Origin of the sequence: Psychrobacillus faecigallinarum (assembly GCF_014836595.1) — a bacterium.
Classification (GTDB): Bacteria; Bacillota; Bacilli; order Bacillales_A; family Planococcaceae; genus Psychrobacillus; species Psychrobacillus faecigallinarum.
In genome coordinates, this window is sequence record NZ_JACSQO010000001.1 from 178746 (window position 1) to 191449 (window position 12704).

Annotated in this window: 13 protein-coding genes; all 13 read right to left on the reverse strand. The window is 37.1% G+C overall.

The window, feature by feature from the left end; translation table 11 throughout:
• Positions 1–2 precede the first annotated feature (2 nt).
• The 13 genes from rpsB to flhB all read right to left on the reverse strand — a co-directional run bounded on the left by rpsB (position 3) and on the right by flhB (position 12703).
• The gene (rpsB, locus tag H9650_RS00965) at positions 3–725 is read right to left on the reverse strand and encodes a 30S ribosomal protein S2 (RefSeq protein ID WP_191696373.1); all 723 of its coding nucleotides are present in this window, start codon (positions 723–725) and stop codon (positions 3–5) included.
• Positions 726–875: 150 nt separating this feature from the next.
• On the reverse strand, positions 876–1373 hold the full coding sequence (locus tag H9650_RS00970; RefSeq protein ID WP_191696374.1) for a hypothetical protein: 498 nt from the start codon (positions 1371–1373) through the stop codon (positions 876–878).
• An 8-nt stretch (positions 1374–1381) separates the two neighbouring features.
• Complete coding sequence (locus H9650_RS00975; RefSeq protein WP_191696375.1) at positions 1382–1681, reverse strand: RNA polymerase subunit sigma; 300 nt, start codon at positions 1679–1681, stop codon at positions 1382–1384.
• An 18-nt stretch (positions 1682–1699) separates the two neighbouring features.
• Positions 1700–2500 (reverse strand): FliA/WhiG family RNA polymerase sigma factor, encoded by an 801-nt coding sequence (locus H9650_RS00980; protein WP_225215855.1) that lies wholly within the window; start codon positions 2498–2500, stop codon positions 1700–1702.
• 362 nt (positions 2501–2862) lie between these two features.
• Positions 2863–3369 (reverse strand): chemotaxis protein CheD, encoded by a 507-nt coding sequence (locus H9650_RS00985; RefSeq protein ID WP_191696377.1) that lies wholly within the window; start codon positions 3367–3369, stop codon positions 2863–2865.
• Between the two features lies 1 nt (position 3370).
• The gene (locus tag H9650_RS00990; RefSeq protein ID WP_144538074.1) at positions 3371–4000 is read right to left on the reverse strand and encodes a chemotaxis protein CheC; all 630 of its coding nucleotides are present in this window, start codon (positions 3998–4000) and stop codon (positions 3371–3373) included.
• A gap of 3 nt (positions 4001–4003) precedes the next feature.
• On the reverse strand, positions 4004–4459 hold the full coding sequence (locus H9650_RS00995; protein WP_144538073.1) for a chemotaxis protein CheW: 456 nt from the start codon (positions 4457–4459) through the stop codon (positions 4004–4006).
• Positions 4460–4471: 12 nt separating this feature from the next.
• The gene (locus tag H9650_RS01000; protein WP_144538072.1) at positions 4472–6514 is read right to left on the reverse strand and encodes a chemotaxis protein CheA; all 2043 of its coding nucleotides are present in this window, start codon (positions 6512–6514) and stop codon (positions 4472–4474) included.
• Between the two features lie 15 nt (positions 6515–6529).
• Positions 6530–7600, reverse strand: coding sequence for a protein-glutamate methylesterase/protein-glutamine glutaminase (locus H9650_RS01005; RefSeq protein ID WP_191696378.1), 1071 nt, complete (start codon positions 7598–7600; stop codon positions 6530–6532).
• 9 nt (positions 7601–7609) lie between these two features.
• Positions 7610–8473, reverse strand: coding sequence for a MinD/ParA family protein (locus H9650_RS01010; protein WP_144538070.1), 864 nt, complete (start codon positions 8471–8473; stop codon positions 7610–7612).
• On the reverse strand, positions 8457–9569 hold the full coding sequence (locus H9650_RS01015) for a flagellar biosynthesis protein FlhF (RefSeq protein ID WP_191696379.1): 1113 nt from the start codon (positions 9567–9569) through the stop codon (positions 8457–8459). The genes H9650_RS01010 and H9650_RS01015 overlap by 17 nt, the downstream gene beginning before the upstream one ends.
• Positions 9566–11599 carry a flagellar biosynthesis protein FlhA gene (flhA, locus tag H9650_RS01020; protein ID WP_191696380.1) on the reverse strand — a complete coding sequence of 678 codons (2034 nt, stop codon included), beginning with the start codon at positions 11597–11599 and terminating at the stop codon, positions 9566–9568. The genes H9650_RS01015 and flhA overlap by 4 nt, the downstream gene beginning before the upstream one ends.
• 18 nt (positions 11600–11617) lie before the next feature.
• Positions 11618–12703: a flagellar biosynthesis protein FlhB gene (gene flhB, locus H9650_RS01025; protein WP_144538067.1), complete on the reverse strand. Its 1086-nt coding sequence runs from the start codon at positions 12701–12703 to the stop codon at positions 11618–11620.
• Between the last annotated feature and the right edge of the window lies 1 nt (position 12704).

Here is a 12704-nt window from a genome sequence, read left to right on the forward strand (position 1 = left end):
TCTTACTCAGCAGCAACTTCAGCTGAAGCTACTTCTGCATCTTCACCTTGTCTTGCTTCTAGTAATGCATCCGCCATTTTAGCAGTTAATAATTTCACTGCGCGAATTGCATCGTCATTTGCAGGAATTACATAGTCGATTTCATCTGGATCACAGTTTGTATCAACGATTCCTACTAATGGAATGTTCAATTTACGAGCTTCTGCAACTGCAATACGCTCTTTACGTGGGTCAACTACGAACATTACATCCGGGATAGCTTTCATGTCACGGATACCGCCTAAGAATTTAACTAGACGTTCGTGTTCTTTTTTAAGTTGAACTACTTCTTTTTTAGGAAGTACAGAGAAAGTTCCGTCTTCTTCCATTTTTTCAATTGCTTTTAAGCGTGATACACGTTTTTGAATTGTACCGAAGTTAGTTAAAGTACCACCTAACCAACGTTGGTTAATATAGTAGTTTCCTGAACGTTCTGCTTCTTCTTTAATAGCTTCTTGAGCTTGCTTTTTAGTTCCAACGAAAAGAACTTTCCCGCCATCTTGACCTACTTGGCGCATGAAGTCATAAGCTTCTTCTAATTTTTTCACCGTTTTTTGAAGATCGATGATGTAGATTCCGTTACGCTCAACAAAAATGTATTTTTTCATTTTTGGATTCCAACGGCGAGTTTGGTGACCGAAGTGTACACCAGCCTCAAGTAATTGTTTCATAGAGATTACTGACATTTTATTTCCTCCTGGTTTGGTTTAGTCTTCCGCATTCTTCATTTTTCATCGGCTACTCTTTTGTAAGAGCACCTGCCAATTCCATCAGAAATGCGTGTATATTCATACCGTCTTGTAATATACCATAGATATAATTAACTTTCAACTATTTTAATCCTGAAATTTCAAGAAGAGCTCGACTTCTGTCTTTCCGATTTGGAGCAACTTAGCTATTTCTGTAGGGTTTTTACCTTCTTCCGAATAATACAATACTTTTTCCTTTAAAGTAATTGGGATCTCTTTTTCTGGTAAATTGGAAGATTGAACATAACTACTAGCTGCCTTTTGTTTTGAAACTAGTGGTCTTGATATTATTAATGATTGGCTTTCCTCGTTTGAAGCAGATGAAATCTCTTTTTTAGCAATAGAGATTACTTCCTTCTTTTCAGACGAGTAATTATTTTGTTCTTTGAGCTCATGTAAAAGGCGATCATTTTCGTCCTTGATTTCTGCAATGTACGCACTAAAAGAATTTTCTATTTCTTTAATCATCTGCTCTTGCTTGTCTTCCATACCCTTATACTTAGAAATTTTCATATTCAACAATGCGATGAAATAAAAACTAATTATTTGGAGTAGAAATAGAACTGTTAAAATTATAGTCGTCATTTTTACTCCTATCCGCTAAAGTCTACAAAGTTACCTTTAAAGGGGTGCTTTGTCTCTTTATTTTCTTGATCTTTTTTTTCTCTTTTTTCATTTTCTTGCTCAGTTTGTTGCTTTGAGCCTTGTTCGGCGTCTGCTTCTATATTATTAGATTTAATAACTGTTTCTCTATTTCTCTCAATTTGCCTTTCAGTTGCAGCTTGAGCATTCGCTTGGTTTATAGCACTTTGTTGCTGCATTTGCTCAGACATTTTACCCGCATCAAATGTTTTCGGTATAGCAATCTGTAGTTCAACAACTTTTAAGCTCATAGAATTTCCCTCCGCATATTATGAATTCATCATTTCACTTGCCAAAAGCTTCCGAAGCTTAAAAAGAGCTTTGGAATGTATTTGAGAAATTCTGGAGGTTGATAGGCCTAGCATTTCACCTATAACCGTCAAGGTTAACTCTTCAGTATAAAATAAGCTTAAAACTAATTGTTCGTTCTCATTTAAGTGTTGAATTTGGCTCACTAGGTCATTGAGTAACTCGCCCTTGACAAGCTGCTGCTCAGGCGTAGTCTGCGTATCATCTCTAATGACAAATGCCTTATTATCCATTTCATCTTGGTCATGTAGCTGTTCATCGATCGATAGAACATTAGAGAAGAAATGCTCCTGCACTGTCTGATAAACTTCTTCAACCGAAACCTCTACAAATTGTGCTATTTCCTCAGGTGTTGCATGACGCATTAGTTTTTGTTCTAGCTCTTCAATCTTCTGGTCTAGCTTTTTTGCCTTTTCACGTGAGGACCTTGGTAGCCAGTCTTCTTTTCTCAAGCCGTCTATTATTGCACCTCTAACACGAAAGGATGCGTACGTATCGAACTTTAAATCTCTGGAATGATCAAATTTATTTAAAGCATCAAATAGTCCCATCATACCAAGGCTTTTCAGTTCATCTCTTGAAACATTTTGAGGAATGCCAGCTCCAATACGCTGCACATGATAGGTTACAAGAGGAGTATATTTTCTTAGAAGTAAATCTCCTGCTTGAGGATCCTTGCTTTCTGTCCATTTCTTCCAAAGGAGCTGCTCCTCTGTCGAATTTAGTTTTGACACAATAATCCCCCTTTCGACCTTTTCCATTATATATATGGATATTATACCAAAATTTCGTATAAAAAGGGGAGGCGAAAATATATCGCCCCCCATTTATGATTCATTATTTAGCATGTTTTTTATAATGTTAGCGTATTCTTTTGATGAATCTATTGGTGAGGAAGAGGTATTTTGAGATAAAAGGACCTCTTCCTCTACTTTTTTGGTTTTGTCTTCTAGAACATATGATATAGCCGCTCTTCCAAAAAAGGCTAATATAAAAAATAATAGTGCACATATAAGAGATGGTATTAAAATAACAATCCCTTCTACAAAGGGGTATGAAAAAAGAAAGTAACAACTAAATGCAAGAAGAGCTACCCAGCAATTAAATAAAATTGAACCTGCCATTAAATGTCTCTCACTCCCTGATTTACCGTTCTAACGTTCAATAGCTTTGTGGATGGATCAAACTCAATAGTACGTCCACTATTTCCCCCAGTATCTTCAGATATAATGGGAATAGAGTATTTGTGTAAATACTCTTTTACTGCCTCCACATTTCTAGGACCTATTCGCATAGTATCTCTACTGGAAGAGAATTGGAACATTTGAGCACCGCCAGCTATTTTAGCGCGGAGTCTTGAAGGAACCAACCCTTCCATTTTTAATAGTTCAATAAGCGCTGGTATACCAGTATCAGCAAATTTGGCAATATTAATCTTTTCAGATCTTCCTAAACTAGAATTCGGAAGCATTACATGCACCATGCCGGCTGTTTGATTTCTATCATCGTAAAGAACAACTCCTACACATGAGCCCAATCCAGATGTCCTTATCGTATGCGGTGCCTTTGCTATATTCATATCAGCTATCCCGACTTTTACTACGTGACCAATTTGACTTTGTTCAATCATATTATTCTACTCCTAATGCTCGGAAAATAGCTTGAAATGAATCCGGCTCTGGCAATAAAAAGAAATGACCATGAACAATTTTCCCACTCTCATCTTCATCTTCATGAATAGCGGTATCGATCACAATGACATAATCACTTACTTGTGAAAGCTCTACAAGCCCAAAACTTATGATAGCTCCCACCATATCAACGCAAAGTGCTGGAACTGTTGGATAAATACTAAGTTTAGTGAAATCGGACAACGCAGACAAATATGAACCGGACAAGATATTTCCTAGCTCCTGAAGCGCAGACGCTCCCATCTCTGTAACCTGTCCCTTTTCAAAGTCTAAACTTTCATCTTGGATCAATCTTCTGATGAATTGGTTTGCCTGCTCAACGGGTAAAACAAAAAACATACTACCATTGACATCTCCATCGATGCGAAGATAGATACCAGCAACTACGCTTTCTGCTCCACCAGCAAGATCCATCATTTCATCAAAAGTTACCATCTCAACTTTAGGGACATTCATGTCTATTTTCTTATTCAACAGGGTGGATAATGCAGTAGCAGCATGCGCTGCACCAATGTTACCTATTTCCCTTAATACATCAAGATGCATAGACGTAATCTTATTTTCAAACATATACTAAGCTCCAGCCTTAATAGGATTTAATACTAAGTCAAGATGTAGCAAAATCAATAAACGTTTATCAATTTTAGTAACTCCTGCGATAAAATCTTGTTCTAATCCTCCTACAACTTCTGGCTGAGGCTCTATGGAGTCCATCGGTATATCTAATACATCATTTGCAGAGTCCACGATTACTCCAACATTCATATCCTCTAAAGAGATAATAATAATTCGAGAAGATTCATCTAACGTGCTCTCTCCTAGATTGAATCTGCTCTTTAAGTCAATAATAGGTGTGACTACACCACGAAGATTAATAACTCCTTTTACAAATGAAGGAGTTTTTGGAACTCTAGTTATATGGATTAGTTTTTCAATTCCTTGGACTTGACTAACAGGAATAACATATTCTTTGTCAGCTAACTGAAAAACAACTACTTTTAAGTTTTGTAAATCTAAAGCTTCTGCCATTGTTTCTCCTCCTTACATAATTAACGCGTTACAATCTACTATAAGAGCCACTTTTCCATTTCCTAAAATAGTTGCACCTGAAATAGCAAATACACTAGACAAATAGGTTCCTAGAGATTTTAGAACAATTTCTTGTTGACCAATGAATGAGTCTACAACAAGACCAGCCATTTTATCTCCTTTGCGAACTAAAACAACTGAATGGAACTCTTCTTCCTTGTGTGCTCTAGGTACTTCAAACACCTCTTCTAAAAAGACAAGTGGAACGACCTTCCCACGGAAATCAATTACTTTTTGATTGTGTGCGTTCAAAATGTCAGAAGATCGAATGATAGCCGTTTCAATGATAGAAGAAAGAGGAACAGCATAAATCTCTTCACCTAGCTCTACTAACATAACTGATATAATAGACAATGTTAAAGGTAATTGAATAGAGAATAAGGAGCCTTTCCCTTCTGTTGACGAAATCTCAATTGAACCGCCTAAAGATTCAATGGTTGTTTTCACTACGTCTAATCCTACACCACGACCAGATACATCGGATATGACTTCCGCAGTTGAAAAACCAGAAGATAAAATTAGCTCTGCTACCTGTTTATCCGACAATAAAGCAGCAGCTTCTGGCGTAACAATATTTTTAGCTATAGCTTTTTTCAATACTTTTTCACGACTGATACCTGCTCCATCATCCTCGATTTCTATAAACACATGGTTTCCGCTGTGATAAGCTCGAAGAACTACGGTACCTTCCTCAGGCTTTCCATTTGCCTTACGAATCTCAGGACTCTCAATACCATGATCTAACGAGTTTCTAATGAGATGAACAAGGGGATCGCCGATTTCATCAATAACTGTACGATCTAGTTCTGTTTCTGCTCCAATGACTTGGAGATTGATTTTTTTGTTTAAATCTCTAGCTAATTGTCTAACCATTTTAGGGAATCGGTTAAAGACCGTATCTACAGGTACCATACGCATGTTAAGAATGATGTTTTGCAAGTCTCCTGTAATTCTAGCCATTCGTTCTACAGTCTCTTCTAATTCACTATCATGAAGGTTTTCTGAGATAGATTGAAGTCTACCTCTATCGATTACTAGCTCTTCAAACAAGTTCATCAAAATATCTAATCTCTCGATATTTACTCTGATTGTTTTGTTACCATGGGTTTGCCCATTTTTAGGTGATGCTTGCTTTTCTTCCGCTTTTTTCACTTCTGAAGAAGGTTTTTCCTCAATCTTTATCTCTTCTTTTTTACTCTCTTGCTTCTCAAACTCTTCGTTTTGACGAGTTTTTAGCTGCTCTATACTAACCGGATTTACTATTACCTCTGTAACTTCCGATACTTTCATCAGTTTCTTTTGAACATCTTCTTGCTCTTCAGTCGTAACAATTGCAATGTAGAACTGCTCATCGAAGTCTTCATCCTCTAATCTTTCAACTGTAGGTGAGGATTTGATAACATCACCCATTTTTTCTAAGAGCTCAAACACCATATAAACACGTGCAGCTTTTAACAAGCAATCCTCGCGTAGCTTTACCGAGATTTCATATGTAAAATAGTTTTGCTCCGCCGATTGTTGAAGAACAGTCATTTCATAGTCGTCATAGGATAAAAAATTCTCGTGTTTTTCAGTGTTATCTACTTTACTCATAACAGTAGCAGCAACTTCCATTTCACCTTTTTCGATTAAATGAAGTTTTCGAACGGTTTCTTCAACGTCTAGCTTGCCATCTCCACCATCCGCAATATTAAAAACCATTTCTTCCAGTTGATCTACTGCAACAAAAACTACATCAAGTAATTCCGGTGTAACATCTAAACGACTGTTTCTAATTTCATCGAGAACATTCTCCATTTTATGCGTTAAATTGGCAATATCCTCGTATCCCATCGTTGCAGACATACCTTTTAATGTGTGGGCAGAACGAAATACCTCATTTACGATTGATAGATTTTGAGGATTTTTCTCTAGCTCAAGCAAATGATCATTACAAGCTTGTAAATGCTCCTTACTTTCTTCAATGAACATCTCTAAATATTGATTTGTATCCATGAACTTAACACCCCTTTAAGGCAAGTATTGTATTATTGTGTTTGCAATTTTATCTAAATCTACTACATCATTTACTAATTTTGTTTCCACCGCTGCCTTAGGCATTCCATATACAATGCACGTACTTGCGGATTCAGCTATAGCAACTACATTTCCCATCTTCTTTAATTGCTTGAGGCCATTGGAGCCATCTGACCCCATTCCTGTCATAATGACTGTAATTTTATCGAAATCATTATACATACTATTATCCTCTAAGAGTACGTCTACAGATGGCCTATGCCCTCCTCTAGGTGGTTCTATGTCGTCTAGTTTAATCGTATAAACACTTCCTGTTTTTTGAACTCTCATATGAAAGCCGCCTGGAGCAATATAAGCATGTCCATCTCGAATGATATCCCCTTGCTGGGCCTCTTTCACCTCAATTTCGGATAGTTGATTTAGTCTATCCGCTAGTGATTTAGTAAACCCTGCAGGCATATGTTGAACGATGAGAACAGGTGCCTTCATATCTTTTGGTAAGTTAGGTAGAACTTCTTGTAATGCTCTCGGACCTCCAGTGGAAGTACCAATCAAAACCATCTTTTTTTTGTTTTTGTTCCATGAATACTTAATTGGTTGTATTTCTCTTTCCTCTTGCTTGTTTGAAGGTAGTAATGCACGTGTTTTTATTTTCGTAATAGGAATGGTTGCTGCATGCTCTACCTTTTCAACCAATTCATCTTTAATCTTATGTAAGTCTAGTGAAATGGTACCGCTTGGTTTAGCTACAAAATCTACTGCTCCATATTCCATAGCAAGCAATGTACTTTCTGTTCCCCGTTGAGTATTGCTAGACAGCATGATAACTGCAACAGGAGTTTCAGACATGATTTGCTTTAAAGCCTCTAGTCCATTCATTTCTGGCATCTCAACGTCCATAGTAACTACATCTGGTCGAAGTGATTTAATCTTTCGAATGGCATCGGCTCCATTGCGCGCGATACCGACTACCTCGATTAGGGTACTTTCCTTAAAAAAATCTCCTATCAATTTGCGCATGAAGGCTGAATCATCTACTATAAGTAATTTTTTTTTAGGAATCATGCCAAATCTTTAAGGCCTCCCTTTAAAGATACTCTTTAGTCTATCGATAAATTTACTAGGTTTTGAGGGTATCTCCTCTATTTGTACTTCTGTAAATTTGTTTACTATCTTGTAAAGCTTTTTACTAATTTCTGCCTGTGGATATAAAACAGAAAATGGTTCTTGTTGTTGGACAGCTTTGCGAACATATGGATCTTCTGGCAAGGAACCAAGGACTAATACTTCCTTAGAGAGAAATTTAGACATTGCCAATTTAAGTCTAGCAGTAGTGTCTTTTCCCTCCTCCTCTGAAAACGCTCGATTACACAAAAGAAAAAAGTTCTTTTCAGGATCCTTATAATGTATATATTTCATCATAGAATAAGCATCTGTAATCGAAGTAGGCTCAGCAGTTGAAATAACGATAATATCATCCACTGCAACAATTAAATCTAATGCCTGTGAAGTTGCTCCGGCTCCCATATCAAACACGATAAAATCGAAGGATTTTTGAAGATATTCAAAGGCTTCAATCAGTCGTTGAAACATAGTATCGGTCCATTCCATAACACCATTTAATCCAGATCCTCCTGAGATATATTGAAGTCCGCATGGCCCTTCATACATGACACTCTCCAATAATTTTTCTCCAAGTAAATAATCCTTTAAATTAGTAGGAACAGTTTTACCTAGTAAAATATGGATGTTACCCATACCGATATCCATATCTATTAGTACTACTTTTTTCCCTTGGGCACTAAGCATTGTTGTAAAGTTGGTTGAAAAATTACTTTTACCTACTCCCCCTTTACCGCTTACAACAGCTATAGAGCGACCTAATTTACTGTGGCTTCGAAGCATCTTCATTCTTAATTCCTCAGCTTGATCTCTCATAGTGAATCCCCTTTAATAATAAATCGAGTAATTCTTCTAGACTAGCTTCAACGATATCTTCAGGTACTTCTTGACCATCTGTGTAGTACGCAAGTCCCTTGTTATATTTAACCATTAAATTAATAATGGAGCCAATAGAATTTGTTTCATCTATTTTAGTAAAAATTAATTTTTCAATAGGAAAATCTACAAATTGTTCTATAATTACACTCATGTCTGTTTCTTTTGAGGTTGAAGAGAGAACAAGATACGTTTCTGTATTACTCTTAAAATCTATCAGCTTTTGTAAATCCTCAACGAATTTCATTTCCTTGTAATTCCGACCAGCGGTGTCTATAAATACAAGGTCCAATGATTCAAACTTCTCAACAGCTTGCTGAAAATCTTTAGGACTGTAAACTATTTCAATGGGTGCCTGAAGAAGACCAGCGTAAGTCTTCAACTGTTCAATAGCAGCAATCCGATAAGTGTCAGTTGTGATGAATCCAACCTTTTTCTTTTTCTCTAATACAGCACGAGCAGCCATTTTTGCTATAGTCGTTGTTTTACCGACCCCAGTTGGACCTAACACATTGATGAATTTTCTTTCATAGGAAATACCTCCAAAAGGGAGATCCTTAAGCAAGTTATAAATATAGTCTTTTGTAAGCTCAATCTGTTCCTCTATATTTATAGAATCTCTATTTATTTCATGCACAAAAAGCTCATCACTCATGCTAGTGATAAGCTCCTCTGCCAATTCCTGCTGCTTAAGATGATTTATAAGTATTTGAAATTCTTCCGGGTATTGCTGCTCTAGCTGCGGACGTTGGATAGATTTCACCATTTTCTTTAAGTCTTCTAGTTCTTTTTTTATCTCTGACGCATGGTTAACGTCGGGCTCTTGCTTAAAGACGGGATAATCAGGTGTATGAACTGGAGGTTCAATTGTGTCTATGCCAGCTAATACTTCAATAGACTTCTTTTTGAACATTCCAATGAAGCCCTTTGAATATACTACTTTAGAGCTTAAGATTACCGCTTCCTCACCCAATTCATTTCGAATAGCCTTCATCGCTTCTGGCATTGTAGCTGCTACATATTTTTTCATCTTCACTCCACATTCACCACCCCGACGCTTTGTACCTCAATTGATGATTCTAACTCGTTATAGGAAAGAATCGGTATTTGAGGGAAATATCTCTCTGTCATTTGTCTTAAATACATTCTTACTGCTGGAGAGCAGAGTATAATTGGTGACTGCTCCATCAGTGAAGCACGTTCAATTTCTCTAGCCATAGATTCTAAAATAGCCTGTGAGTCATTCGGATCGATGGAAAGGTAATTCCCATGCTCCGTTTGTTGAATACAATCCGCGACAATTTTTTCAACTCTACCAGATACTGTTAAAACTTTCAGCACATTACTATTACCAGCATATTGAGAAGTTATTTGCTTCGCTAATGCTTGTCTCGTATATTCAGTTAATATATCGACATCAGATGTCATTTTTGAATAATCAGCTAGTGTTTCAAAAATAATAGGTAAGTTTCTTATCGACACATGCTCTCTTAGCAGGTTACCTAAAACCTTTTGAATCTCTCCTATAGTCATCGGAGTTGGAGTTAATTCATCCACTAATATAGGTGAAGTCTCGCGAATATGATCGATTAATTGCTTAGTTTCCTGTCTACCTAATAATTCATGTGCATGATTTCGAATAATTTCCGTCATATGCGTTGATACTACGCTTGGTGGGTCAACCACTGTATAGCCCATTATCTCTGCTTCCTCTTTGACAGCCTCTGTTATCCATTTAGCTGGAAGACCGAAAGATGGTTCTACTGTGTCTATTCCATCGATTGTATCGTCATCACCAGGGCTCATCGCCAAATAATGATCGAGCAATAGTTCTCCTCGAGCCATCTCGTTCCCTTTAATCTTTATACGGTACTCATTTGGCTGAAGCTGGATATTGTCTCGTATCCGTACAACCGGTATAACTATTCCAAGCTCTAATGCTAGCTGTCTTCTTATCATAACTACTCGATCAAGTAAATCTCCGCCCTGTGCAGTATCCACAAGTGGTATCAACCCATAGCCGAACTCAAATTCTATTGGGTCTACGTTTAATAGATTAATAACATTCTCTGGACTTTTCATATTATCTGTGGCTGCTTCCTCTTGAAATTCCTCTAGCTCTTCTGGGTCTTCTTTTTCTGCCTTACTCATCATATAAGCGCCAATGACAAGTATAAGAGAAATAGGTAAAGTTAAAAGAAGTCCAATAGGGGTTACTATCCCTAGAAGTGCAATTGTCCCCGCAGCTACATAAAGAAGCTTAGGCTGATTCAATAGCTGTCCAGTAATATCTCCGCCCAAATTTCCTTTTGACGCAGCTCTTGTAACAACTATACCCGTCGCGGTAGAGATTAAAAGCGCTGGAATTTGTGACACAAGTCCGTCCCCTACAGTCAATGTAGAGAATAATACCGCTGCTTCTCCAAAAGGCAAACCAAACTGAACGACTCCAATGATGACACCAAATAGAAGATTGATAATTACGATAATAATACCCGCAATAGCATCACCTTTTACGAATTTCGTAGCACCGTCCATTGCACCGTAAAAATCTGCTTCTCCGCTGACTTTTTCACGTCGTTCTCTTGCTTCTTTTTCAGAAATCATCCCAGCATTAAGATCCGCATCAATACTCATCTGTTTACCAGGCATAGCATCTAATGTAAAGCGCGCAGCAACCTCTGATACACGCTCAGCACCTTTTGTTATTACAATGAATTGAATAATTACTAAAATAGCAAAAACGACTAGACCAACTAACATATTCCCCCCGGTTACAAAAGTACCAAAGGTTTCAACTACCTTCCCTGCATCTCCCTCGGACAAAATCGCACGTGTCGTTGAGACATTAAGTGCAAGCCTAAACAAAGTTACTAGTAATAACAGTGTAGGAAAGACGGAAAATTGTAGCGCCTCCTGCATATTCATTGCGGTCATTAAAATTAATAAAGCTATAGTAATATTAACGATTATTAAAAAACTCAATAACCAATGAGGAAGAGGTATCACGAGCATAGCCACAATAGAAATTACTGCTGCTAATACGGATATATCGCGAACTTGCATATACTTCCACCTCAATCTTTAAATTTTTTGTTTAATGCGATATACATAAGCTAGAACCTCTGCAACAGCCTTAAAGAATTCATCAGGAATTCTTTGACCAATTTCTACTTGATCATACATTGCTCTAGCAAGTGGCCGGTTTTCAACCATGACTACATTATTTTCTTTAGCAATCAATTTAATCTTCTGAGCAACAAAGTCTGCTCCCTTAGCTATTACTACTGGCGCATCCATAGAGGAATCATCATACTTTAAAGCAATTGCAAAATGGGTAGGGTTCGTAATAACAACATCTGCTGTTGGAATTTCCTGCATCATTCTCCGCATGGCCATTTCTCTTTGACGCTGACGAATTCGGGATTTAATGATAGGATCTCCCTCTGTGTTCTTATGCTCGTCTTTTATATCCTGCTTAGACATCTTCAAATTTTTCTCATAATCAAAGCGTTGATAGAAGAAATCTAAGATCGATATAAACAACAATACAAAGGAAGCTGCTATTCCCATCATTCCTGTAAGCCATCCGATGGTAGATAAGGTATCCCAAGCAGTTTTAAAAGAAAGAGAAAGCACTTGCTCCAGATTCATCCATATAATAAGAGTCGTAACCGATCCAATAAAAGAAATTTTAAGAATGGACTTTAATAGTTCAATTATTGCCTTCATAGAGAAGATTCGTTTTAACCCTTTTATAGGGTCTATTTTTTTTAAGTCAAACTTTAAGGGCTCAGTCGTAAAGAGCAACCCAAACTGAAAAAAATTAGCTGCAATAGCTGCAACCACAGCTACCAGCATGATAGGTAACAAGATAAAAGCCATTTCCATCAGCATATCTTTATAAATTTCTAAGGCTATTTCTATAGTTACTGTATCCATCAGCATATATTTAGTAAAAGTAACATTAAAAAATGTAAATATTTCATTGCGTAAAAAGCCCGCAAAGAAAAACATGAAGAGGAATACTGCAAGCAACACAATGGCGCTTGTAACATCCTGGCTCTTTAACACTTGTCCTTTTTTTCTAGAATCCTGCCGTTTTTTAGGAGTAGCTTTTTCTGTTTTTTCTCCTGCGAAATACTGTAAATCCAATCGGAGCATCAACATA